Genomic DNA, 23504 nt, shown 5'->3' on the forward strand with positions numbered 1-23504 from the left:
TATTCGCAATGTCATGCCGCGGCAATACCGAAGTTCATGGCATGGGCATGGCTATAAGAAGGAAGAATTGAGCTAATCATGGCTGGGCGCGTGGATGGCAAGGTCGCGTTCATCACCGGTGCGGCGCGCGGACAAGGCCGCGCGCATGCGGTGCGATTGGCGCACGAGGGCGCCGACATCATCGCCATCGACATCTGCAAGCCGATCGAAGAATTTTTGAACCCGCCGTCCACCCCGGAGGATCTGGCTCGGACCGCGGATCTCGTGCAGCGCCATAACCGTCGCATTGTCACCGCCGAAATCGACGTGCGTGATTACCACGCCCTCAAAGCCGCAGTGGACAGCGCGGCGGAGCAGCTGGGCCGGCTGGACATCATCGTGGCCAATGCCGGCATCAGCAACGCCGGCAGCGACGACGGCGACACCCTCGACAAAGTCAGCGAACGAGACTGGCAGGACATGATCGACGTGAATTTGTCAGGTGTGTGGAAGACCGTGAAAGCTGGTGTGCCGCATATGATCGCGGGCGGCCGCGGTGGCTCGATTGTGCTGACGAGCTCGGTCAACGGGTTCAAGGCATATACCTTTCCGCGTCTCGGCCATTACGTGGCCGCCAAACACGGTGTGGTGGGTCTCATGCGGACGTTCGCGGTCGAATTGGGTCAATACATGATTCGGGTCAACTCCGTGCACCCCACGTTCGTGAACACGCCGATGGTGCTGAACGAGGGCCTCTACAAAATGGTCCGCCCCGACCTGAAGAATCCCGGCCCCGACGATTTGGCCCCGTTTTGCCGAATGTGTCACGAAAGCGTCGTGTCGGTGTCGTCGGCTGTGAAGTGAACAGCCGTTCGTAGAGCGCTCAACGGTCTATCCTTTGAGAACCCTGCAAACCCGGGATGGGCGGAGGGTCAAATGACGGCTATCGCGGCGTGCCGCACTTGTGGCACCGAGCCTCTCGCGGACGCCCGCTTTTGCCATGGGTGTGGCTCGCCAATCAACGACGCCGTTGCCCGCGCCGAATACAAACAAGTCACGGTCCTGTTCGCCGATGTGGTGCGCTCCATGGACATCGCTGCGGCGGTGGGCCCGGAGCGGCTCCGCGAGATCATGACTGACCTCGTCGATCGTTGCTCTGCGGTGGTCAAGCGGTACGGCGGCACCGTCGACAAGTTCACCGGTGACGGGATCATGGCGGTGTTCGGCGCGCCAGCAGCGTTGGAGGACCACGCAATTCGCGCCAGCCTGGCGGCTTTGGGACTCCAAGAGGAGGCAAAAGGCCTTGCGATTGACATCCAAGAACGCGATGGCGTGGACCTTCGGTTGCGAGTGGGACTGAACTCCGGTCAGGTGATCGCCGGCGAAATCGGTTCCGGATCGTTCGGCTACACCGCGGTCGGTGAGCAAGTCGGCATGGCGCAACGGATGGAATCGGTGGCCCCGCCCGGCGGGGTGATGCTTAGTGCGTCGACCAAGCGACTCGTCGATGGCATCGCGACTCTGGGCGATTCCGAGTTGGTCCACATCAAAGGTGCAGTCGAGCCAATCGCGGCGTATCAGCTGCTGGGCATCGTGGACGGGCAGCGCGCTGGCGGGCGAAGCGAGTCGAGTTTGGTGGGACGACGGCGGGAGTTGTCCACCGTCGAGGCTGCCTTGGACCGCGCAGTCGACGGCCACGGCGGCGTGGTGAGCGTGATGGGTGAACCCGGCGTCGGAAAGAGCCGGCTGGTGCAGGAGGTTACCGCGTTAGCGCGGCGTCGCTCCGCGGAGGTGTTCTCCACCTTTTGCGAATCGCACGCGACCGAGGCTCCCTTTCGGGTCGTGGCCCGGTTGTTGCGCGCGGCCACCGGGATCGACGGCGTTGAGCCGGAGGCGGCTCGGGCACAGGTTCGTGCTCAGGTTCGCGACGCAGACCCCGAAGATTTGGCGATCTTCGATGACCTACTGGGCATCGCCGATCCCGAGTTTGTGCTGCCCAAGATCGATGCCGATGCACGGCGGCGACGGCTGACCGCGCTGGTCAACGCCGCATCACAAGCCCGCCGAGCGCCCGCGCTCTACGTCATCGAGGACGCTCACTGGATCGATGCGGTCAGCGAATCAATGCTGGCCGACTTCCTCACGGTGATCTCGCAGACGCGCTCGCTGGTGCTGATCAGCTACCGTCCCGAATATCGGGGCGCCTTGAGCCGAGTGCCCGATGCACAAAACATCACCCTGGCACCCCTCAGTGATGCCGAAACGTCCACGCTGGTCGCTGAACTGTTAGGTCCCGATCCCTCAGTGACCGCGATCGGCCACCTCATCGCCACACGCGCGGCCGGTAACCCATTTTTCGCCGAAGAGATCATTCGAGAGCTCGCCCAGCGTGGTGTACTCGTCGGCGAGCGCGCGAACTACGCCTGCCGCACCGACGCCGCCGAGGTGCGAGTGCCGGCCACGCTGCAGGCCGCCATCGCCGCCCGCATCGACCGGCTACCGGCGGCAGCCAAACGCACCGTCGCCGCCGCAGCCGTCGTCGGATCTCGGTTCAGCCGCGACCTGCTGGCCAACCTGGGCGTCGACGCGCGGGTGGAGGAGTTGATCACCGCCCAACTGATCGAGCGGGTGCAGTTTTCGCCGGACGCCGAATACGAGTTCCACCATCCGCTGATTCGGACGGTGGCCTACGAGGCGCAACTGAGATCCGATCGCATCGAGTCGCACCGGCGGCTGGCCCTCGCGATCGAAGCCCGCGAGCCGCAATCGGCGGACCACAATGCCGCGCTGATCGCCGAACATCTGCGAGCCGCCGGTGACCTGCCCGGCGCCTACGGCTGGCACATGCGCGCCGCGAAGTGGGCACTCACCCGCGACGTCGCCGCCGCGCACCTCAGTTGGGAGCGGGCCCAGATGATCGCCGACGCGCTGCCTGCCGACGAGCCGAACCGGACAGCCATGCGGATCGCGCCGCGCACGATGCTGTGCGCAATCGCCTGGCGCGTCAACGAACAAGTGGCCGGCGCCCGTTTCGAGGAGATGCGCGAATTGTGCGGCGCGTCAGGGGATAAGGCGTCACTGGCCATCGCCACGGCGGGCCTGGGCCACGACTGCCTGTATCAGGGCCGGATCGCCGAGGCTTCGGAGCTGGCCTCCGAGGCCTGGACCGTCTTGGAGGCGCTCGACAATCCCGACGTGACGGTGGGGCTCTCACCCTTGCCGATGCGCGCTAAGGTCGCCACCTCCGAGTGGTCTGTCGCGCTGCAGTGGTCACAACGGGTCATCGACCTGGCCGACGGTGACCCGTCGAAAGGGAACTTCATCATCGGCTGTCCGCTGGCGAACGCCCTCGCGGTGCGAAGTATCGCCCGGTTTTCGCTGGGCCTTCCCGGATGGCGCGACGATCAGCGACACGCCCTGGGCATGGCGCGTCACGCCGACCCGATGTCGTATACCGGGGTCACCGCCTACGTCTACTTCCCGGGCGTCCTGAGCGGGATCCTTCGGCCCGAGGATTCCGCGATCAGCGACATCGAGGATGCCGTGCGGATCGCTGAAAGATCCGGCGACAACGTCGCATTGGCCTTTGCCTGGATCACGCTCGGCGTTGCGCTGGTACACCGCCACACCGCCGCAGAACGGGACCGCGGACGAGATCTGCTGGCCATGGTCGGCGAGGTGTACCAAAGCCGCGGACAGAACGTGGGGATGCTACCGGCTATCAACGTGTGCTTGGGGCGTGAGAAGGCCCGGCGTGGAGATCGCGATGGGGCGATACCGCTCCTGCGCTCGGCCGCCGACGATTTGTTCCGCGACGGACGGCTGCAGGCGTACGGCTCCGTAGCGACCGCGGTATTGGTGGAAACATTGCTCGATCGCGGAGCCGACGGTGACCTGGCTGAGGCCGAGTCTGCCGTGCAGCGCCTGGCGGCCACGCCGGCCGAGGAGGGCTCGGTGACACGCGAGATCTTTCTGCTGCGAATCCGCGCTGCTCTGCAGCGTGCTCACGGTGACGAGGCCGGCTATCGCGAATACCGGGATCGCTACCGCGACATGGCCAAAACGCTCAACTTCGAGGGTCATATCGACTGGGCCGAGGCAATGGCGTAACGGAACGTGGTAGACACGGGGCTATGTCCGCGGTGAGCCGTCAACTTCGTTGAGAGATCGAGCGTGCGCGAGGATCGACTGCTGATTCCCGGCCAGACCTGCTGGCGCACCGCGCGGACCGACCGGTTCGCCGGCATCATCGATGGGGCCGATTACTTCAAGCTTGTCAAGGCCGCGATGCTGCGCGCCCGCCACCGAATCATGGTGATCGCTTGGGATTTGGACGCCAGGATGACATTCGAGCGAGGCGACAAGACCCTTCCCGGCCCCAACCAGCTAGGCGCCTTTCTCTATTGGATGCTGTGGAAACGCCCCTCCCTCGAGGTCTACCTACTGAAATCCAACCTGCGCCTGCTGCCGGCGTTCGACGGCATCTGGTTCGGGCTCACCCCGGTGTCAGTGGTCAACCAGATCAGCAGCAAGCGAATTCACTTCGCCATCGACGGCACCCGTCCCATCGGCTCTGTCCATCATCAAAAGATCGTAGTCGTCGACGACGCCGTGGCGTTTTGCGGCGGGATCGACCTCACGATCGATCGGTGGGACACCCCAGACCATCCACATGAGAGTCGCCGCCGTCGGACGCTGGGACGCAGCTACGGGCCGCGACACGACGTGATGGCAGCAGTTGACGGCGCGGCCGCACGCGCACTCGGCGAGCAAGCGCGAGCTCGGTGGCAGTCGGCGACCGACCAATCGTTGGCGCCGGTCGAGGCTAACCACAGTGCTTGGCCCACAAAACTGGAACCGACTCTGCGTCACGCCGACATCGGAATCGCTCGCACTCTGCCCGAACTGGAGGATCGCGGCGAGGTTCGGGAAGTCGAGGCCCTCAATCTCGCGGCCATCGCCGCAGCCCGTCACATCATCTATCTCGAGAACCAGTATCTGGCGGCCCGGCGTATCGTCGACGCGCTGGCGGCCCGGTTAAGCGAAGAGGACGGTCCGGAGGTCGTCATCGTTCTTCCGCGTAGCGGCAACAACGCCCTCGAGCGGGAAACGATGGACGGCGCACGCCAACGGCTGCTTCACGTGCTCTGGGACGCAGACCATCATCGTCGATTGGGCGTGTACTTTCCGGTGACCGACCGCGGTGCCCCGATTTATGTCCACTCGAAAGTGATGGCGATCGACGATCGGCTGCTGCGCATCGGATCCTCCAACCTCAACAACCGGTCGATGGGATTCGACAGCGAATGCGACATCGCCATCGAGGCCGACTCGAACAATCCTGACGACGATGGCGTCCGTCGCCAAATCACTTCCGTGCGTGACCAATTGGTGGCCGAACACCTCGGCGTGGCCGTCGATGAGTTCGAAAGCGCGATCCGCGAATGCCCGTCGCTCTTAGCGGCCATCGAAATACTTCGGGGAGAGGGCAAGACGCTGCAGCCACTTACCGAAGAGACCGTGGCCGACGAGGCGAGCCCGCTGGCCGAGACCGACTTGATGGATCCCGACCACGTGCCACGGTCACTGGCACGAAGCGTGCAGCGGTTCATATCGGGTCTTCGAGGTTGACCGAAAACTAGGGTTGGTCCAACAGCCGTAGCGGGTGTAAGCCGTCGACCGCGCCGATGAACGGCGGATGGATGCTGTAGCCCAGCATCCGGCGAATGTCGTCGGAGACCGTCCGGGCGAGCTCGCGCGACACCGACAGCGTGAAGGCCTCCATCGGTCGCAGCCACGGTTGGCAGTACTGGGCGGTGACGGCAAGACGATCACCGGTGGAGGTGTTGGCGCCGCCGCCATGCCACAGGGTGCCCACGAACAAGACGCATGAGCCGGCCGGCATCGTCACAGTTTCCGAGCGATCCTGTGGGCCTGGTCGCCGTTTGCCCCAGCGGTGGCTGCCGGGGTAGACGACGGTGGCGCCGTTGTCGGCGGTGAAGTCGTCGATCGCCCAGATTGTCGCGGCCGCCAACGGTTCTCGTGGACGCGGAACGGGGTAGAAGCCGTCGTCGTGGTGGGCCAACTGCGCGGACTCACCGGGCTGAATGTTGATGGCCTGCAATGTCGACAGCAGGTAGTTGGGCATCAGCAACCGGTCCAACACCGCGAGTACCCGTGGATGGTCGGCAATCCGATCGCAAAGCCGCGTCCGGGTCAGCAGGCTGTAGATGCGTTGGGTGCGTCGGCCCTCGAACGAGTTGCGTCCGGTGTGCCCCAGCCACGGCTGTACGACATCGCGAATCTGCCCGCACTCGTCGGCCGTGAGCAAGTCCTCCCAAATGACATAGCCGTCACAGTCGAGGGCCGCCAAGTCTGCTTCGACGATTGCGCTGTCGACCGAGGCGCCGCTGCTGGGTGCCCATTTGTATCGACTCGCCAGATCACCGCGGAGGTCCTCCAGCGTGGTGAGGGACTCGTCGTCGATGTTCATGGGACTCGTCCTTGTCAGGCGGTTTCCGTACTCACCCTAACGTCGGCGCCAGGTCGGTACACGTTTCTCGAGGAACGCACACATGCCCTCTTGGGCGTCGTCGGCGCCGGCGTTCATCGCCATGACGGCCTTGGTCAAGTCGTAGGCGCGGTGTTCGTCGAGTTCGATCTGCGCGTAGAAGGCTTCCTTGCCAATCCCGACCGTCAGCGGGCTGGACGCCACGATGGCGTCGACGAGGGAGCCGAGCTCCTCGTCGAGCGATTCCTCCGGAACGACGCGGTTCACCAGACCCCACTCGAGCGCGGTCAACGCGGTAATCGGCTGGCCCGTGAGCAGCATCTCCAACGCCCGCTTCCTGCCGATCGCACGCGATAGCGGCACCATCGGCGTCGAACAGAACAGCCCGATCTTGACTCCGGGAGTGGCGAAACGGGCGCCGTGGGCAGCCACGACGAGGTCACAGGCTGCGACGAGCTGACAGCCCGCCGCGGTCGCCAAACCCTCGACCTTCGCGATCACCGGTTGAGGAAGCCGGTGAATGGTTTCCATGAGCTCGGTGCACACCTCGAAGAGCCGTTGGTAGAACGAGACATCGCGGCCGACCATTTCGGTCAAGTCGTGACCTGCCGAGAACGCCGGGCCGACGGCATCGATGACGATCACCTGCACATCGGGCGTCGCGCTGAGGCGGCGCAGCGTATCGATGAGCTCCTCCATCAACGCAAGGCTGAGTGCGTTACGTTTTTCCGGCCGATTGAGGGTCAGGCGCGCCATTGGGCCGTCGGCGCGTACCAGGACGGGCGCATTCGCGGCGAGCTTGCTCATGCAGGCGAGCATATGCCCTGGTGACCAGGCCCGGCGATCGAAGTCGAGGCCCGCCAGTGGCGGCTGTGGGACCATGTGTCAGACGGTTCCGTCCAGAGCAAAGGTGGAGTAAGTGGTCATCACCCTTATCGTCATCGGTGTAATCCTGGCAATCCTCGTGGTGGTCGCGCTGAGCGTCTACAACGGGCTCGTCCGTTCGCGGAACGCCTACAAGAATGCTTTCGCGCAGATCGATGTTCAGCTCACCAGACGTCACGACTTGATTCCCAACCTCGTCGAAACGGCCAAGGCTTATCTGGCCCACGAACGCGGCACCCTCGAAGCGGTGATCCAGGCGCGCAACTCCGCCATCAGCGCGCAAGCGGCAGCCACCGCCAACCCGGGGGACCCCAACGCCATGGGCAAGCTGGCAGAGTCGGAAGGTGCACTGACCGGAGCTCTCGGACGGCTGTTTGCGCTGAGCGAGTCGTACCCAGACCTCAAGGCCAACCAGAACATGATGCAGCTTTCCGAAGAGCTGACGTCGACGGAGAACCGCGTTGCATTCGCCCGGCAGGCTTACAACGATTCGGTCTTGACCTATAACAACAAGCGCGAAGTCTTCCCGGCTGCCATATTCGCGGGCATGTTCGGCTTCGCCGCGGCGGCACCGTTGGAGGCGGGTCCGGAGACGCGGGAAGTCCCGCGCGTCCAGTTCTGATTCGTGGATTTCTTCGAGCGCCAGCGGCAGGTACGCGCGGCGTCGAAAAGAATGGTGTTCCTGTTCATCCTGGCCGTATTCGGCATCACCGCGGTCGTGGACGCCGCCGTCATGGCATTCGTGCTGTCTGGAGCGGACGAGCCCATACCGCCGGGCGAGTTGGTTGCCATGGCGGTGATCATCAGCATCCCGGTGCTGCTGATGATTGGCACGGTGTCGGTCGTCAAGACGCTGATGCTGCGCCACGGTGGTGGGACCAAGGTTGCCGAGAGCCTGGGCGGGGTGCGCGTACCGGACATGCCGACAGACCCACAGCTCAAGCGGTACCGCAACATCGTCGAGGAAATCGCGATCGCGTCGAGCACGCCGGTGCCGGTGCTCTACTACCTGCCGCAGGAGCAGGGGATCAATGCGTTCGCCGCGGGCTACACACCGGCCGATGCTGCTGTATGCGTCACCCAGGGGTCGCTCGACCGGCTCAACCGCGACGAACTGCAGGGCGTGATCGCACACGAGTTCAGCCACGTCGTCAACGGCGATATGCGGTTGAGCCTCAGGCTGATTGGCGTGCTGGCCGGGATCACCGCGTTGGCGGTGGTCGGGCGGGTGCTGTTGTATTCGGGCAACGGACGCGACCGGGACCGCGACGGTGGGCTGCCGTTGTGGGCAGTGGGGCTGGTCATCTTGGCGGCCGGCTGGATCGGGGTCTTCTTCGCGCGGCTGATCAAAGCAGCCGTCTCACGGCAGCGGGAGTATCTGGCCGATGCGTCGGCGGTGCAGTACACGCGGCAGCCCAGCGGGCTGGCGGGCGCGTTGAAGAAAATTGGTGGGCTGCAAGCCGGCTCAAAGCTGGCCAGCCCCAAGACCGAAACCGTCAGCCACATGCTGTTTGGTCCGGGCATGAACTTTTCCTCGCTGTATGCCACCCACCCGCCGCTGCTCAAGCGCATCCAGGCCATCGAGCCCGACTTCACGCCGGGCAACCTCGACGAATTGCGGCAACGCTGGTCCTACCAGCCGCCGGACGGCTTGGCAGAGGACGCCCAGATGGGCTTGGCGGAGACACCCGTGCACCAAGCCGCCCCCCGCCGCCCCGATGCCCGCGAATACGCAGCGGCCGTGGGCAACCCGACCGCCGCATCGCACCGGGAAGGCGTGCGCATCCGCAAGGCGATCCCGGATCACCTGGCCGACCTTGCGCACCACCCGGCCACCGCAGTGCCGTTGATCTACGGTTTGATCTTCGACCGCAAACCCAACGTTCGGCAGGCCCAGTACGACATCGTCGCCCGCAATCACGGCAAGCAGGTGGCCGACGAGGCGTGGCGATGCGGCGCGGAGTTGGTGCGCCTCGACCCGAACCTGCGCCTGCCCGTCGCGTCCATGGCATTCCCCGCCTTGCGCGGGCGGCCCGCGGAAGACACGCGACTGATGACATCGGTTCTGGGCCAACTGATCAACGCCGACGGGCAGATCGACGTCTTCGAATACTGCCTGGGCACACTGGTTTTCGTCGGCTTGCACGAGGCCTTGACGTCGGGATCACCCTGGAAGAGCAAGCGACAGAACCTGACCAGCGCCCAAAACGCCGTCTCCTGTCTGATCGCGGTGCTAGCGCAGACCGGTAACAGCGATCCTCGAGCGGCGACAGCGGCCTTCCAGGCGGGCATCTCCGTCGCATACCCGCAAGCCCGCATCCCGTTCCTGCCGGTCAACGGGGTCTTCGCGCTCGAACAAGTGTGGCCGGTCATCGACGGACTGGAAGGCCGCGACAAGGCCACCGTTGTGTCCGCGGTCGTGACGACGGTGATGGCCGACAGGACGGTCACCGTGCAGGAGTCTGAACTGCTGCGAACGGTGTGCGGTGTGCTGCACGCCCCGGTTCCACCGGTTATCTAGCACGCAAGGGCGCCAGCAGCGCCTGAAGTCCGTATTCGAAAACGGCGTCGTAGTCGGTCGGGGACTGCAGCGCTTCGACGAGCTTTCGGTCCGGCCAGTCATCGGCCCACAGTGACGGATCCTCCTCGTCGTGCTTGGCGCCACGAACAGCCGTGAACTGCATCACTGCCGACGATATGACGTGAACCTGTACCGCTCGCAAGACCAGTGCAGCCTCGGTGCCGGTGACACCCAAGTCCGCGAGTTGCGCCGCCAGCGTCTGTTGAATTGGCAGGAATAACCGCGGCGTCTGGTCGCGTTCGTGCGCGATGCTGAGCAGGTGTTGGCGCTCAATGAGCGCTGTGCGCTGCGAGCGGGCAAGGGAGGCAATGCGTTCGACGGCGGTCTCCCCTTCGATGGGGAGGTTGGCCATCTGGCTGAGCAGCCGGTCGACCAGGTGGTCGAAGAGTTTGTCGCGACCCCCGACGTGCCAGTAGATCGAGGTCACGGCTACCCCGAGTTGCTCGGCGAGGCCGCGCATCGTGAATGCCTCCACGCCGTGCAGTTCGATCAGCCGGGCGGCGGTGTCCAGGATGACCTCGGCGCTGATGGCCTGTTCGCCCTTGGCGGTCAAGGTGTTTCACCTCCTCGGCTTGTGCAATCCGACTCGGTTAGCTCCAGATAGCGTTCCAGGTTGCGGTGCATGTTGATCACCCGCCGTTCCTCATTAGACAACACCACGTGGGTGAACCCGGGCTGGTGCAGACCACGCTGCAGTCCCGGCAACACCGTGAGGTCCTGGGACATCACCAGGCCAGGGTGCGCCTCCTCGGCCGGCATCCGCACGTCGGCTGGCTTGTTGCGCGGCGCGCCGGGTGGCATCCGAGTGAACAACACCATCACCAACTCGCCATGGTCGGGGTCGGGTCCCGGCCGTGCGGCCAGCACGGTCAGATGGTCGGCGTTGGTCAGCAGGGACATGTTCGGGAAGACGTTGTACTGGTGTAGCCGCATCATCTGATCGGTGCTGGCCCAGCTGAGATCGACGCCTCTCTCAGCAGCGAAAGCTCTTGTGCAGGCGGCAATCACGTCAGCAACCGACTGGCCGGAGTGGCGATCGTCGTGCGGGAACGGGGTGCGCTCGCCAACACCCATCAATGCGCCCTGGGTGTCGACATAGGCGTCCCAGATCTCCTCGTCGCTGAGCGGTTGTTTGATGTGCGGGCTCGGCACTCCGTAGAGCTGCTCGGACTTGCCGGTGTGTCCCCAGATCACCTGTGGCGCATGGACGTCGTCCACGCACCGGTGCAGCTCGGGATGCAACGTTTGGATGTGGTAGGTCTCGCTGAAGCCGTCGGCGATGGTCTTCCAGTTTGCCTCGACCTCGATGGTCATCGTTGCGTAGCAGCGGAAGTCGACGAGTCCGCACCACGCGATATCGTCTGGGACCGCCTCCAGATAGTCGGCCAATGGCATCGCGTCGCGGTCAAGGTTGACGAAGACCAGCCGCTCCCACACGTCGACGCGGGCTGCATGCAAGGGCAGCTCGGACATCGGCAACGCACCGAACCCCTTGCGGTTGGGGACCCGCTTGAGCACGCCGCAGAGGTCCCAGGTCCACCCGTGGTAACCGCATCGCAGTTCACGCAGCTCCGAGCCGGAGCCGGTGCACAGCGAGTTGCCCCGATGCCGGCACACGTTCTGGAATGCGCGCAGGGCGCCGTCGCCGCCGCGAACGATCAGTATCGAGTAGGGCCCGCAACGGTATTCGAAGTAGTCGCCGGGCTCGGCGACATGGTCGACAGTGCAGGCGAGCTGCCACACCCTCGGCCACATCCGCTCCACCTCGAGCTGGGCGAACGCCGGAGAGTAGTAGCGCTCCGCTGGCACCAGGGTGGGGCGCTGCGGCGGCGTGCCGATCGCGTCCTCCTGACGGACACGGGCGGTTTCGGTCGTCATCGAAAGGCTCCCGTCGATCCTGTAACGGTGTTACATTGCTCACTGTAGCGGCTGGCGGCGGCAGACAAGGAGTAATCGTGTTCGACCTCAAAATTCTTGGCGGCACCGTCGTTGACGGCACCGGAGCGGACCGATTCGACGCCGATATTGCCGTCAAGAACGGCAAAATTGTTGAGGTTCGTCGCCGTGGGCCCAACGATCTGCCGCTGGACGGCGAGGCCGCCGAGACGATCGACGCAACCGGAAAGATCGTCGCACCGGGATTCGTCGACATCCACACCCACTACGACGGTCAGGTCAGCTGGGACGGCCTGCTGGAGCCGTCCAGCAGCCACGGTGTCACCACGGTGGTGATGGGCAACTGCGGTGTCGGCTTCGCGCCGGTGCGGCCGGGGCACGAAGATTGGCTGATCGGCCTGATGGAGGGTGTCGAGGACATTCCCGGTGCCGCTCTGACCGAAGGCATCACATGGGGGTGGGAAAGCTACCCCGACTACCTCGACATCGTCGAAAGCCAGGAATTCGCCGTCGATGTGGGAAGCCAGGTAGCTCACGGCTCGGTCCGCGCCTACGCGATGGGGGAGCGCGGCGCCCGCAACGAACCCGCCACGCCGGACGACATTGCGGCAATGGCACGACTCGTGCAGGAGGCCGTCGAGGCCGGCGCGCTGGGCTTCTCGACGTCGCGCACCCTCGGTCACCGGGCCATCGACGGCGAGCCGGTTCCGGGAACCTATGCCGCAGAAGACGAGCTGTTCGGGCTCGGCCGGGCCATGGCCGCCGGCGGGCAGGCCGTCTTCGAGCTGGCTCCTCAGGGCGTGGCGGGCGAGGACATCATCGCGCCCAAGAAGGAACTGGAGTGGATGCAGCGCCTGGGCGCTGAGATCGACCGGCCGATCTCCTTCGGCATGATCCAGGTCGACGCCGCCCCCGATCTCTGGCGCGAACAGCTGGACATCTCGGCGGCCGCTCACGCGGCGGGCAGTCGGCTCTATCCCCAGATCGCCGCGCGGCCGTTCGGCATGCTGTTCGGCTTCCCCGGACATCACGCGTTCACCCACCGCCCGACCTTCCGCCGGCTGAAGGCCGAATACGGCCGCGAGGAACTGGCGCAGCGCCTCGCCGATCCGGCCGTCAAGGCGGCAATCCTGTCCGAAGACGATCTACCGCCCGACCCAAACCGATTGTTCGACAACATGTTTGCCTTGGCTCAGTACTCACTCGGCAGGCTCTATGCGCTGGGCGATCCGCCCGATTACGAGCCGACCGCCGAACGCACCGTCGAGAAAATCGCGGCCGAGCGCGGCGAGGACCCATTGGCCACGCTTTATGACCTGATGCTCGAGTCCGATGCAACGTCGATGCTGATGCTGCCGTTCTACAACTACTTCTACGGCAACCACGACGCGATCCGCGAGATGCTGTTGCACCCCGCGGCTGTGTCGGGTCTGTCCGACGGCGGCGCGCACTGCAGCATGATCTGTGACGCGTCGTATCCCACCTTCTTGTTGACGCATTGGGCTCGCGATCGGCAGCGTGGCGAGAAGCTGCCGCTGGAGTACGTCATCCGCAAGCAGTCTCACGACACCGCGCAACTGTTCGGACTCACCGACCGCGGCGTGATCGAAGTCGGAAAGAAGGCCGACGTCAACGTGATCGACATGCACGCGCTGACGTTGCATCCCGCGCGGATGGCCTACGACCTGCCAGCCGGCGGCAACCGGCTCATTCAGGGCGCTTCGGGCTACAGCGCCACCATCGTCAGCGGCGCGGTGACCCGCCGCGACGGCGTCGACACCGGGGCGCGTCCCGGTCGGCTGGTGCGCGGAGCACGCTGAGCACATGTCGATCGATCGTGCTGCGCTCGCAGCGGGCAGCATCCGGTTAGCCTCCGGCGTATCGTTTCTCGTGGATCCGGTTCGTGCGAACCGGCTCTGGGGCGCCGAGGCGGAAGAGTCGTCGCCGACGGCGCGCCTGCTGTTGCGGTCGATGGGCTACCGCGATGCGTTGATCGGCGGCCTGCTGGCAGCGGCGGCGTTGCGCGGCAAGAACACTCGCGGTTGGTTCCTGGCGTCAGGTGGTGCCGATGCCGCCGACCTGCTTGGCGGGCTGAGCGTGCATCACGAAATGAAGCGCTCGCAGCAGATCATCGGACTGGGCGGTGCCGTTATCGGCATCGCGGTCGGGCTCTGGGGCGCTGCGCGTCGCTCTCGGCTGCCAGACCCCGACTCCGATTGACGACCCACGAGCCCGCGACATCGGTACGCTCAGGCCGTGCCCGAAACGTCGTACGCACCCTGCGGCGATCTCAGCCTTGCGTATCAGGTTTTCGGCGACGGGCCCGTCGAGCTCGTCTGGGCCGGGTCCTTCGCCAGCCACGTCGAGTTGTATTGGACCATGCCCGAATTCGGTTCCTTCATGGAGCGGCTTTCTACTTTCTGTCGCATCCTCCTGTTCGACAAGGCAGGCGTCGGGCTTTCGGATCCGGTTGGGAAAATCCGCACTCTTGATGATCGGGCTGGCGAGATCGAGGCCGTCATGGACGCCACCGGCTTCCAGAGAGCCACCCTTTTCGGTGTGAGCGAGGGTGGCCCGGCGGCTATCCTCTTCGCCGCCACTCGACCGGAACGAACACAGGCGTTGGTTCTCACCGGCGCGGCCGCCTACGCCCCAGCCACCGGGTGGGCCGACATGGAGCGCGACCCGGCTGAACTACGGGCGCGCGGCGTACGTGAGATCGGTGAGGAATACACACCGTCGACGGAGCAGATCGCCCATTTCCAGAGATTCGGGCTGGCCGTCCGATCGGCGTGAGGCACCGGCGAGGCACTCAAGTGCATCCTTTCCGGAGTCCGGTCTGTGCGTCAGCTCGGCATGTTGGAGCGCATGTGCGCGAGCCCGGGAATGGCGCGGGCGACGCTGGAGGCGTCGTTTCGGATCGATGTCCGGTCGATTTTGCCGACGATCTCGGTGCCGACCCTCGTGGTCCATGCGCGTCAGGATCCCGCCGTTCCGGTGCAGTCGGGCCGGTATCTCGCCGACCATATTCGCGGCGCGCGCATGCTCGAACTCGACGGACACGATCACGCGCCATGGTTTGTCGAGCCCGACCGTATTGCGACCGAGATGGCGGAGTTCCTCACCGGCAGCCATGCGGCGCCGTCACAGGCACATCGAGCACTGCGCACCGTGTTGTTCACGGACATCGTCGCCTCCACCGAACGTGCGCCGGCGGTGGGCGACGACCGGTGGCGTGCGATACTTCAGCGCTTTGACGAGATCACGTCCGACCTCACGGAACGATTCGGTGGCACAGTCGTCAAGAGCACCGGCGACGGGCACCTCGCTACGTTCGACGGGCCGACGCAAGCCATCCGCTGTGCGGAGGCCGTGCGCAACGATGCCGAGAGCCTGGGCGTCGAGATCCGCGCAGGAATCCATACGGGCGAGTGCGAGCTGCTAGACGCCGACATCGGCGGCATCGCGGTCCACATCGCGGCGCGCATCCTGGGCCGGGCCGGCGCCGGTGAAATCCTCGTCTCGCGGACCGTCAGCGACCTGGTGGTGGGCTCAGGCACGGGCTTCGAGGACCGCGGCAACGTCGAGTTGCGCGGCGTGCCCGGCACCTGGCAACTACTGGCGGTCGACCGCTCCGGCGCGCAACCGGGAACGCCTGAGGCGAAGCTGGTCTCAGCGCCGACGCCAGGTCCGCGATCGGCGATGCGCCGGTCGGACCGAGCCGTAGCGATGATGGCCAAGCGCACACCGTGGATCCTCCGCGGGATGGCGCGCATCGCCCCAGCGACCGACCACAGGCAAACGGGAGCCGGTTAGCCGTCTTCGCCGGTGTGTAATCCCTCCGGGGGAGGAGTGGAATAGGCGGGATAGGACGGCGGCTTCACCACGCTGTCGTCGTCGGCTGGGTCCTCGGGTGTCGGGGCGGCCTTTTCGTCGTCCGGCGGTTCAGCACTGCTCATCATTCCTCCCTAGGTTCGTGGAAAAGCTGCGGCTACACGGTCACCCGATGCCGTGTTCGATGATGTCGCGGGCGCGGTCGAGCAACGAGGCGAAGGGCCCGACGGCGAAGTTCAGTTTCGCCGATTCCACACCGGCATGCGGACGGGTAGGCGCAATGGCTTCCGCTGCTCGCACCGCTGTTCCCAGCCGCTTGAGTTCGTCGGCGTCGAGTTCGCGCTGCAGCTTGGGGAACTCCTGGCTTTCCTCAAGCTCGGCGTGCTCCAGCACCGCGTCTCGCAACTTGGTGAGCTCGTCGATGAACTGCTGCGAAGTGATGTCGATGCCCTCGATCTTTGACAGCAGCTCCTTGGCCTGATGCTCTTCCTCGAGTCGAGCATCGACGATGACGTCGCCGGTATCCACCTCGCGGCGCACCCGCGGATGCACCACCATCTCCTCGGCCGTCTCGTGAACGGCCAGCAGCTGGCGCAACTGCAGAAACGGCTTCTCGCGCGCCTGCGGGTCAGAGGCGTGCAACACCTGGTCGAACAGGTCCTCGATCAGGTTGTGCTGCGCTTTGAGGAATCCGACAACGTCATCGGGCGATTGAATGATCATTTCGGCCATGCCGAAGTACCTCCACTAGGCAGGGAAATTCAACACAACAGCGCTACGGGCTGCGCACTGCTCGCAGCAGGCGTACCCCAAGCCACTCCAGGCCTAAACGCGTCGGTGGGCCCGGTCGGCCGCACGCAGCATTCAACAGGTCGCGAACGGTCTGGCGCGGCGGTGGTCGGACGTTTGGCGAGAAGATGGCGGGGTAGTAAGGGGGCAGGTTCGACGCTTCTTCAGTGTTTTCCTTGCGTCGTTCTTGCCGGAGGACTACAGCGACTTGGTCCGATCGAGATTCCGGTACGTCTGACCCAACTCAATCCGGAGGTTTCCATGCGCAAGACCATCGCTGCCGTTTCGGCCACTGGGGCGCTGTTGTTCGGCGGTGCGGGCATTGCCAACGCCGCAGTCGAGAGCGCGCCCATCCCGTCGTCTACCACGGCGACCCTGGCGGATCACGACACTAATCAAAGCGAGCACAGCGACAACAGCGGACTGTGGGGACTGCTTGGTCTGCTCGGGTTAGGCGGGCTCACCGGGCTGATGCGGCGCCGGGAAACTCCGCCCGGAACTGCAGGAACAGGAACTGCAGGACCTGTTAGTCGCGCCTGACGCCTAGGCCCTACTGGATACAAGCGAGGCCCTGCCTACTGCTTCCGCAAGTAGTGGCGGGGTCTCGCATTTCCGGAGGCCAATGCGCGCGGTGGTTCAGACGAATGTCACAACTAATTTGTCGGTGGCGCGGGCGTTGAGGCTGCTTCCATGGCCTCGCCTATGCGGTCGAACGGGATCGTGTGGCTGGCGATGCGAGCGTACTTCTCCCAGTTGGCGATGAGATTCTCAGTCACACTGAAGATCTCGTCGGGATGCCGACCGACCAGGTGCTGTCTGCCCTGAGTTGAGACTCGGGCCGTCACACCGAGCTACCCTGGCGCTATGGCCAAAAGTCAGGTAAAGGTGGCCCGGGTCTATGACGACCCCGGCGACAACGACGGCCAGCGGGTTCTAGTAGATCGGGTGTGGCCGCGAGGATTCCGCAAGGACGACCCGCGAGTGGGCACCTGGCACAAGGACGTCGCACCGTCCAAAGAGCTACGTGAGTGGTACGACCACAAGCCCGAGCGTTTCGACGAGTTCGCCAAACGCTACAAAAAAGAACTGCAGGGCAACGAGGCGCTCGACGAGCTGCGCAAGCTGACCAAACGCGGAACCGTCACGCTGGTGACCGCCACCAAAGAACTGGACGGCAGCCAGGCCGCGGTACTGGCCAAGCTGCTCTAATAGTCGAACCGCGCCAGCTGGGTGTCGCCACGGCGACCCGACCCGTCGATTGATAGCACTGCGGGCACCATCTCACTCGTGACCATGCCGTGCTCGGCGGTCAGCTCGTCGACGATGTCGAAGCTGCGCGCGATCCACTCTGGGGTATCGACGATGATCGTCACCACGGGCACCCGTCGCACCAGTTGAAACAGCTTGTCTCCGTGCGGTTCATGGTCGCCGTGGAAGCCCCAGATGCCGCGCAGTACGGTCGCACCCCGAGCCATCCCCGAGTCCAGCAGCCGACGGACCAGCGCGCGGTGAATGGGCAGCCCGCCGTGCCCGGTGGCCTCGCTGGTGTGCACCATCAGCTTCTGCCAGACTGGCCGCCCGTGCTCGTCGGTGGTCGGCAGGCGATGCGGTCGGGCCAGCGACTGGCCGTCGCGTTTGCACAACCGCACCCGTTCGACGGTCAACAACGGATGGGGCAGGACGGCACTGAGCTCAGCGGCGGCCGCCGACACCTGCGCCGCACTGCCGATGGAGATGATCATCAGCGGCACGTTGACGTTGCGGCTGAAGAACCGCGCCCGATAACGCTGCCCGTGCGCGGTGCCGTCGACGCCGAGAAATACTGCGGCACCGGCAAATCCATGTCGATAGAGCAGATCGCACACCGCGCGGTACGCCGGCAGCCCGCCGATGCGTTCCTGGCGCCCGACATAGACGGTGAGCTTGCTAGTGTCGTGTGGGTCGGAAACCGCGTCTGCACGCATCAGCTGGGCGCGTTCCAGGGTCATCAAGCCGCGGCCGGTCATCGCGATCACGTCGTCGACCAGTCCGCTGATCTTCGACTCGAGATCGACCGCGGCGACCGTCACCGGCGGGTCCTCCGACAGGCTCAACGATTCGTCGGTGCGCAGCACGTGGCGTGGGCCGAAACTGGCGATGCCGCGCAGCATCACGCTGGTCGCGACTTCGCGTTCGCCGAAGAGGTTGAGCATCGCGTCGGCCAGAAACCCGTGCCGCGCCGCATCATTGACGGCTCGCTGACGTTCACCGAAGTAGGTCGTCAGTTTCAGGTAGGAGTCGGTCATAGCCGGCCCGCGATCCACTGGCCCAGTAGCGCGGCGGCCAGGCCCAGCACCATGCTGACGACGATGTTGGCTGCGGCGGACCAGATCTGACGCTCTTCACTGAGTCGTTGGGTTTCCAGCATCCAGGTGGAAAACGTGGTGTAGGAACCGATGAACGCGGTGTCGACGAGCAGCGCGGCGTGCCTGCTCAACGCCAGTCCGCCGAGGAAGCCCAGCAGTGCGGCGCCGCTGATGTTGACCGCCAGCGTCCCGAACGGAAACGCCCGGGCCGCCCGGCGGGCCACGGCGCCGTCGACCACAAATCGCAGCACCGAGCCGACACCCCCGGCCGCCAGCACGCCCACCCACACCAGCATTTAGCGCACCCGCACCCGTCGCACCGTGGCGGTCGCGAGATACACCGCCAGCAAGCCCAGCACGATGCTGGCGACGGTGTAGCCCACCGCCAGGCCGTAGTGCTGGTGTTCGAGCATTCCCAGCGTCTCGACCTGCATGGTGGAGAAGGTGGTCAGCCCGCCGCACAGGCCGGTGCCCAGCAGCGGGCGCCGATAGCTCGACAGCGGCAGCCGCTCCAACAGTCGGGTCGTGAAGTAGCCGACCAGAAAGGCGCCGACGATGTTGGCGACGAACGTCGGCCACGGCCAACGCGTCGGATCCGGCACGGCCAGTGTGTTCAGTCCCGCTCGCGTCGCCGCGCCCAGCGCGCCTCCGACGAAGACAGCGGCCAACTCCCGGTAGTCGCGACCTGGCATCCCAGCAGCGTATGCGCGACATCGGCAGAATTGGTGGCATGGCGGCCAATCCACGCGCCGGTCAACCGGCCGAGCCCGAAGACCTTGTCGATCTGCCTCACCTGGTCACCGCGTATTACACGCGGCAACCCGACCCGGAGGACGTCGGCCAGCAGGTGAGCTTCGGCACGTCGGGACACCGGGGTTCAGCACTGGACGGCGCGTTCAACGAGCCCCACATCCTGGCCATCACCCAGGCGATCGTCGAGTACCGCGCCGCCGCGGGCACGACGGGGCCGCTGTTCATCGGCCGCGACACCCACGCGCTTTCCGAACCGGCCTGGGTGTCGGCGCTGGAGGTGCTGGCCGCCAATGACGTGACCGCGATGATCGACTCGGCCGACCGATACACGCCGACCCCGGCCATCAGCCACGCCATCCTCAACTACAACCGGGGCCGCGCCGACGGGCTGGCCGACGGGATCGTCGTCACCCCGTCGCACAACCCACCCCGCGACGGCGGCTTCAAGTACAACCCGCCGCACGGCGGCCCCGCCGACACCGACGTCACCAACGCAATCGCCAAGCGCGCCAACGAGATTCTACGCGACGGCGGCGAAGCGGTGAAGCGGATACCGTTGGCCCGCGCGCTGCGCAACACCTGGCGCCACGACTACCTCGATGCCTACGTCGACGACCTGCCCAGCGTGGTGAACATCGACGCGATCCGAAAAGCGGGCGTGCGGATCGGTGCCGACCCGCTCGGCGGCGCCAGCGTGGACTACTGGGGCGTGATCGCCGAACGGCACAACCTCGATCTGACCGTGGTCAATCCGCTGGTCGATGCGACGTGGCGGTTCATGACACTCGACACCGACGGCAAGATCCGGATGGATTGCAGCTCAGCGGATGCGATGGCCTCGCTGATCGCCAACCGCGACGACTATGCCCTGGCCACCGGCAACGACGCCGACGCCGACCGGCACGGCATCGTGACTCCCGACGAAGGGCTGCTGAACCCCAACCACTACCTGGCGGTGGCCATCGACTACCTCTACACGCATCGACCTGCCTGGCCGGCCAGCGTCGCCGTCGGCAAGACCGCGGTCAGCTCGTCGATCATCGACCGGGTGGTGGACGGCATCGACCGGCGACTCGTCGAGGTGCCGGTGGGCTTCAAATGGTTCGTCGACGGCCTACTGGAGGCCACCATCGGGTTCGGTGGCGAAGAATCGGCCGGCGCGTCGTTTCTGCGCCGCGACGGATCGGTGTGGACCACCGACAAGGACGGCATCATCCTGGCGTTGCTGGCCGCCGAGATCCTGGCGGTCACCGAGGAGACACCGTCGCAGCGCTACCGGGAGTTGGCCGGCAAATACGGCGCGCCGACCTATGCGCGGGTCGACGCGCCCGCCGACCGCCAGCAGAAAGCAAGGTTGGCTAAACTATCGGCCGACGAGGTAAGTGCCACCGAGCTGGCCGGCGAAGAGATCACAGCAAAGTTAACCACCGCTCCTGGCAACGATGCTCCATTGGGCGGCCTGAAGGTGACAACCGAGAACGCGTGGTTTGCTGCACGCCCGTCGGGCACCGAGGACGTCTATAAGATCTACGCCGAATCCTTCCGGGGCGCGGAGCATTTAGCCGAGGTTCAGCAAGTGGCTCAGGACCTGGTCGGTAAAATCATCGGGTGACCCTTGTTGCCCGGCGCGCTCAAACGCCGCTGCCACGGGAAGCCTGGGCACTGATTTCGGCGAACGTGATGATCGCACTCGGCTACGGCGTGGTCTCTCCGGTGCTGCCCGCCTACGCCCGCACGTTCGGGGTCAGCATCGGCGCGGCGACCTTCGTCATCACCGTGGTCTCGGTGACGCGGCTGTTTTTTGCCCCGGTCACCGGCCTGATGGTGCAGCGGCTGGGGGAGCGGCGGATCTATGTCACGGGGTTGCTGTTCGTGGCGGTGTCGACCGGCGCGTGCGCATTCGCCCAGACCTACTGGCAGCTGCTGGTGTTCCGCGCGCTCGGCGGGATCGGGTCGACGATGTTCTTCATTTCCGCGCTGGGCCTGATGATTCGGATCAGTCCCGACGACGCGCGAGGGCGGATCGCCGGCCTGTTCTCCACCGGGTTTCTGGCCGGCTCAGTCGGCGGGCCGGTGGTCGGTGGTCTCACCGCGAGCTTTGGGCTCAGCGCGCCGTTCCTCATCTATGGGGCGGCCCTGCTGGCGGCCGCGGTGGTGGTGTTCGCCAGCCTGCGCCGTTCCACGCTGGCCGCTCGCGCCGACGAGACCGAACCCACGGTGACGCTGCGGGCCGCGCTGCGCCATCGCGCCTACCGCTCAGCGCTGATGTCGAATTTCGCGACGGGCTGGTCGGTGTTTGGGCTGCGGATCGCGTTGGTGCCGCTGTTCGTCTCGGAGGTGTTGGGGCGCGGTCCGCGGATGACCGGTTTGGCGCTGGCCACGTTTGCGATCGGCAACGTCGTCGCCGTGCTGCCCAGCGGCTATCTGTCCGACCGGATCGGCCGGCGCGGCCTGCTGATCGCCGGACTTGCGCTGTCGGGGGTGACGACCATGTGGGTGGGCGCCTCGACGTCGGTGTCGCTGTTTTTGGTCGCGGCGTATCTGGCGGGGGCGGCGTCGGGCACATTCACCTCGCCGCAGCAAGCTGCGGTCGCCGACATCCTGGGCGGCACGGCGCGCGCGGGCACCGCGGTGGCCACGTTTCAGATGATGGCCGACCTGGGCGCGATCGTGGGTTCGGTGGCGGTCGGTCAGATCGCCGAGCGGCTGAGTTTCGGATGGGGTTTTGTGGTCAGCGGGGCGATCTTGCTGGCCGCCGCGATTGGCTGGGTGGTGGCGCCGGAAACCCGCCCGGTGGTCGCGCCGGCGGTGCTGGGGTTGGAGGGCGCGCCGGACGCGGCGTGAGCGCACACACGACCGGCTGACCCCCGGTTACGCTGCGGTCATGGTCACGTTGGACCGCCTGGTGAACGTGCTGGGCACCTACGGGGTTCAGCTGCGCTTCTGTTCGGTGCCGCGATCGACGGAATTGAGCAGCGTGGTGATGCACGAGACTATTGCCGGTCGCGCCGTCGTCGGCGACGTGCTGTTGGCCATCGGAGCCGGCTCGGTGAAAGAGGCTGTGCGATGGGCAATGTCGGCGCGTGCCGTGGCCGTACTGGTCCGTGGCGGCGACGACAAGACCGCGTTCGTCGGCGAAGGCGAGGCGGTCGCGGTGATGGTGATCGACGACGCATTGTCGTGGAGCGAACTGGCGGCGGTGGTCTACGGTTTGGTGCTCGAAGGGCGCGAGACCGAATCAGGCCGTGGCCCAACCGATTTGTTCGCACTGGCCGACAACCTGGCTGACGCCGTCGGCGGCGCAGTCACGATCCAAGACGGGCTTGCCCGGGTGCTGGCCTATTCGCGGCAACAGCAGCACGCCGATCCGGCAGGCGCCGAAACGATTCTGATGCGGCAGACACCGGAACGGTTGCGCGCCCTGCTCGAACAACGCGGCGTCTATGCGCATTTGGCGGCATCCGACGAGCCGCTGTTCGTCGCCGCCGACGACGAGCACGGGTTGACCGGCCGGATGGTGGTGGCAGTGCGGGTCGGCCGGGAGCTGCTCGGGGCGGTATGGGTGGCCTGCCCGGAGCCGCTGGCCGCGGCCCGGCTGACCGCGCTGACCGACGGTGCACGGACCGTCGCGCTGCATGTGCTGCGCTCCCGCGCGAGCGCCGATCTGGAACGTCAGGTGGAGTCGCAGTCGGTGACCGGGCTGCTGGAGGGCACCGCCGACGCGGCGACGGTCGCTAGCCGACTGGGCTTGCCGCAGACGCCGCTGCGGGTGATCGCGGTGCACGCGCATCTGCCGTCCGAGCCGCATGCTGCCCTGTTGCAGGCCTTCGAGCGGGCCACCACCGGCTTCGGCTGGTCGCGGCCCGGTCGCAGCGCGCTGGGCGCCAACACGGTGTACACGCTGCTGCCGGCCGAATCGGCGGCCGACGCG

Annotated in this window: 20 protein-coding genes and 3 pseudogenes; 13 read left to right on the top strand and 10 right to left on the bottom strand. The window is 65.8% G+C overall.

Translation table 11 applies throughout. The annotated features are described in order from the left end of the window. Window positions 1-78: 78 nt before the first annotated feature. From A5707_RS07125 to A5707_RS07135, 3 genes and pseudogenes are all read left to right on the top strand, one after another. A pseudogene (locus A5707_RS07125) lies at window positions 79-807 on the top strand (mycofactocin-coupled SDR family oxidoreductase); the annotation flags it as partial. Between the two features lie 108 nt (window positions 808-915). Next, complete coding sequence (locus A5707_RS07130; RefSeq protein ID WP_065013810.1) at window positions 916-4089, top strand: ATP-binding protein; 3174 nt, start codon at window positions 916-918, stop codon at window positions 4087-4089. Between the two features lie 63 nt (window positions 4090-4152). Continuing rightward, window positions 4153-5610, top strand: coding sequence for a phospholipase D-like domain-containing protein (locus tag A5707_RS07135; protein ID WP_065013811.1), 1458 nt, complete (start codon window positions 4153-4155; stop codon window positions 5608-5610). Window positions 5611-5617: 7 nt separating this feature from the next. Here the strand turns inward: A5707_RS07135 and A5707_RS07140 are convergent, their stop codons facing one another. Continuing rightward, window positions 5618-6472: a phytanoyl-CoA dioxygenase family protein gene (locus tag A5707_RS07140; protein ID WP_065013812.1), complete on the bottom strand. Its 855-nt coding sequence runs from the start codon at window positions 6470-6472 to the stop codon at window positions 5618-5620. A gap of 36 nt (window positions 6473-6508) precedes the next feature. After that, window positions 6509-7297, bottom strand: coding sequence for an enoyl-CoA hydratase (locus tag A5707_RS07145; protein ID WP_065013813.1), 789 nt, complete (start codon window positions 7295-7297; stop codon window positions 6509-6511). A 112-nt stretch (window positions 7298-7409) separates the two neighbouring features. Between A5707_RS07145 and A5707_RS07150 the strand changes: the two genes are divergently transcribed. Next, window positions 7410-7997 (top strand): LemA family protein, encoded by a 588-nt coding sequence (locus A5707_RS07150; protein WP_197495277.1) that lies wholly within the window; start codon window positions 7410-7412, stop codon window positions 7995-7997. A gap of 3 nt (window positions 7998-8000) precedes the next feature. After that, window positions 8001-9896: a M48 family metallopeptidase gene (locus A5707_RS07155; protein ID WP_065013814.1), complete on the top strand. Its 1896-nt coding sequence runs from the start codon at window positions 8001-8003 to the stop codon at window positions 9894-9896. Here the strand turns inward: A5707_RS07155 and A5707_RS07160 are convergent. Further along, window positions 9889-10509 carry a TetR/AcrR family transcriptional regulator gene (locus A5707_RS07160; protein ID WP_065013815.1) on the bottom strand — a complete coding sequence of 207 codons (621 nt, stop codon included), beginning with the start codon at window positions 10507-10509 and terminating at the stop codon, window positions 9889-9891. The genes A5707_RS07155 and A5707_RS07160 overlap by 8 nt on opposite strands. After that, the gene (locus tag A5707_RS07165) at window positions 10506-11834 is read right to left on the bottom strand and encodes an aromatic ring-hydroxylating oxygenase subunit alpha (RefSeq protein ID WP_065013816.1); all 1329 of its coding nucleotides are present in this window, start codon (window positions 11832-11834) and stop codon (window positions 10506-10508) included. Before A5707_RS07165 ends, A5707_RS07160 begins: the two co-directional genes overlap by 4 nt. 77 nt (window positions 11835-11911) lie before the next feature. On the opposite strand from A5707_RS07165, the gene A5707_RS07170 reads away from it, so the two are divergent. The 3 genes and pseudogenes from A5707_RS07170 to A5707_RS07180 all read left to right on the top strand — a co-directional run bounded on the left by A5707_RS07170 (window position 11912) and on the right by A5707_RS07180 (window position 15668). After that, window positions 11912-13672: an N-acyl-D-amino-acid deacylase family protein gene (locus A5707_RS07170; RefSeq protein ID WP_065013817.1), complete on the top strand. Its 1761-nt coding sequence runs from the start codon at window positions 11912-11914 to the stop codon at window positions 13670-13672. Window positions 13673-13676: 4 nt separating this feature from the next. Beyond that, complete coding sequence (locus A5707_RS07175) at window positions 13677-14072, top strand: DUF4267 domain-containing protein (RefSeq protein WP_065013818.1); 396 nt, start codon at window positions 13677-13679, stop codon at window positions 14070-14072. A 36-nt stretch (window positions 14073-14108) separates the two neighbouring features. Continuing rightward, window positions 14109-15668, top strand: a pseudogene (locus A5707_RS07180) (adenylate/guanylate cyclase domain-containing protein). Here A5707_RS07180 and A5707_RS23735 read toward each other — a convergent pair. Continuing rightward, window positions 15665-15811, bottom strand: coding sequence for a hypothetical protein (locus tag A5707_RS23735; protein WP_156657652.1), 147 nt, complete (start codon window positions 15809-15811; stop codon window positions 15665-15667). The pseudogene A5707_RS07180 and the gene A5707_RS23735 overlap by 4 nt on opposite strands. A gap of 40 nt (window positions 15812-15851) precedes the next feature. Next, the gene (locus A5707_RS07185; protein ID WP_065013819.1) at window positions 15852-16418 is read right to left on the bottom strand and encodes a hemerythrin domain-containing protein; all 567 of its coding nucleotides are present in this window, start codon (window positions 16416-16418) and stop codon (window positions 15852-15854) included. 318 nt (window positions 16419-16736) lie between these two features. Between A5707_RS07185 and A5707_RS23100 the strand changes: the two genes are divergently transcribed. Beyond that, window positions 16737-17015 (top strand): WGxxGxxG family protein, encoded by a 279-nt coding sequence (locus tag A5707_RS23100; protein WP_082969309.1) that lies wholly within the window; start codon window positions 16737-16739, stop codon window positions 17013-17015. A 96-nt stretch (window positions 17016-17111) separates the two neighbouring features. Here A5707_RS23100 and A5707_RS24385 read toward each other — a convergent pair. Next, window positions 17112-17272: pseudogene (locus A5707_RS24385) on the bottom strand (theronine dehydrogenase); the annotation flags it as partial. Window positions 17273-17339: 67 nt separating this feature from the next. Here A5707_RS24385 and A5707_RS07195 point away from each other — a divergent pair. Next, window positions 17340-17684: a DUF488 domain-containing protein gene (locus A5707_RS07195; protein ID WP_065013821.1), complete on the top strand. Its 345-nt coding sequence runs from the start codon at window positions 17340-17342 to the stop codon at window positions 17682-17684. Here the strand turns inward: A5707_RS07195 and A5707_RS07200 are convergent. From A5707_RS07200 to crcB (A5707_RS07210), 3 genes are read right to left on the bottom strand one after another with little or no spacing between them, the layout of a single operon-like run. Beyond that, window positions 17681-18760 (bottom strand): DUF190 domain-containing protein, encoded by a 1080-nt coding sequence (locus tag A5707_RS07200; protein WP_065013822.1) that lies wholly within the window; start codon window positions 18758-18760, stop codon window positions 17681-17683. The genes A5707_RS07195 and A5707_RS07200 overlap by 4 nt on opposite strands. Further along, window positions 18757-19116, bottom strand: a complete 360-nt coding sequence (gene crcB, locus A5707_RS07205; protein WP_065013823.1) for a fluoride efflux transporter CrcB — start codon at window positions 19114-19116, stop codon at window positions 18757-18759. Before crcB (A5707_RS07205) ends, A5707_RS07200 begins: the two co-directional genes overlap by 4 nt. After that, on the bottom strand, window positions 19117-19512 hold the full coding sequence (gene crcB, locus A5707_RS07210; protein WP_065013824.1) for a fluoride efflux transporter CrcB: 396 nt from the start codon (window positions 19510-19512) through the stop codon (window positions 19117-19119). A 38-nt stretch (window positions 19513-19550) separates the two neighbouring features. Here crcB (A5707_RS07210) and pgm point away from each other — a divergent pair, with 38 nt between their 5' ends. The 3 genes from pgm to A5707_RS07225 all read left to right on the top strand — a co-directional run. Continuing rightward, window positions 19551-21185 (top strand): phosphoglucomutase (alpha-D-glucose-1,6-bisphosphate-dependent), encoded by a 1635-nt coding sequence (gene pgm / locus A5707_RS07215; RefSeq protein WP_065013825.1) that lies wholly within the window; start codon window positions 19551-19553, stop codon window positions 21183-21185. Continuing rightward, window positions 21182-22417 (top strand): MFS transporter, encoded by a 1236-nt coding sequence (locus A5707_RS07220; RefSeq protein WP_065013826.1) that lies wholly within the window; start codon window positions 21182-21184, stop codon window positions 22415-22417. The genes pgm and A5707_RS07220 overlap by 4 nt, the downstream gene beginning before the upstream one ends. Window positions 22418-22457: 40 nt before the next feature. Continuing rightward, window positions 22458-23504, top strand: a 1047-nt coding sequence (locus A5707_RS07225; RefSeq protein WP_065013827.1) for a PucR family transcriptional regulator, incomplete at its 3' end; no start/stop codon positions are given.

Origin of the sequence: Mycobacterium kyorinense, from assembly GCF_001672775.1 — a bacterium.
Lineage (GTDB): Bacteria > Actinomycetota > Actinomycetes > Mycobacteriales > Mycobacteriaceae > Mycobacterium > Mycobacterium kyorinense_A.

What these genes read in the sequence shown, in the direction of transcription:
- A5707_RS07130 (WP_065013810.1), top strand. Translation starts at nt 916, where the DNA reads ATGACGGCTATCGCGGCGTGCCGCACTTGTGGCACCGAGCCTCTCGCG.
- A5707_RS07140 (WP_065013812.1), bottom strand. Translation starts at nt 6,472, where the DNA reads ATGAACATCGACGACGAGTCCCTCACCACGCTGGAGGACCTCCGCGGT.
- A5707_RS07145 (WP_065013813.1), bottom strand. Translation starts at nt 7,297, where the DNA reads ATGAGCAAGCTCGCCGCGAATGCGCCCGTCCTGGTACGCGCCGACGGC.
- A5707_RS07165 (WP_065013816.1), bottom strand. Translation starts at nt 11,834, where the DNA reads ATGACGACCGAAACCGCCCGTGTCCGTCAGGAGGACGCGATCGGCACG.
- A5707_RS07175 (WP_065013818.1), top strand. Translation starts at nt 13,677, where the DNA reads ATGTCGATCGATCGTGCTGCGCTCGCAGCGGGCAGCATCCGGTTAGCC.
- A5707_RS23735 (WP_156657652.1), bottom strand. Translation starts at nt 15,811, where the DNA reads ATGAGCAGTGCTGAACCGCCGGACGACGAAAAGGCCGCCCCGACACCC.
- A5707_RS07185 (WP_065013819.1), bottom strand. Translation starts at nt 16,418, where the DNA reads ATGGCCGAAATGATCATTCAATCGCCCGATGACGTTGTCGGATTCCTC.
- A5707_RS23100 (WP_082969309.1), top strand. Translation starts at nt 16,737, where the DNA reads ATGCGCAAGACCATCGCTGCCGTTTCGGCCACTGGGGCGCTGTTGTTC.
- A5707_RS07195 (WP_065013821.1), top strand. Translation starts at nt 17,340, where the DNA reads ATGGCCAAAAGTCAGGTAAAGGTGGCCCGGGTCTATGACGACCCCGGC.
- A5707_RS07200 (WP_065013822.1), bottom strand. Translation starts at nt 18,760, where the DNA reads ATGACCGACTCCTACCTGAAACTGACGACCTACTTCGGTGAACGTCAG.
- crcB (WP_065013823.1), bottom strand. Translation starts at nt 19,116, where the DNA reads ATGCTGGTGTGGGTGGGCGTGCTGGCGGCCGGGGGTGTCGGCTCGGTG.
- crcB (WP_065013824.1), bottom strand. Translation starts at nt 19,512, where the DNA reads ATGCCAGGTCGCGACTACCGGGAGTTGGCCGCTGTCTTCGTCGGAGGC.
- pgm (WP_065013825.1), top strand. Translation starts at nt 19,551, where the DNA reads ATGGCGGCCAATCCACGCGCCGGTCAACCGGCCGAGCCCGAAGACCTT.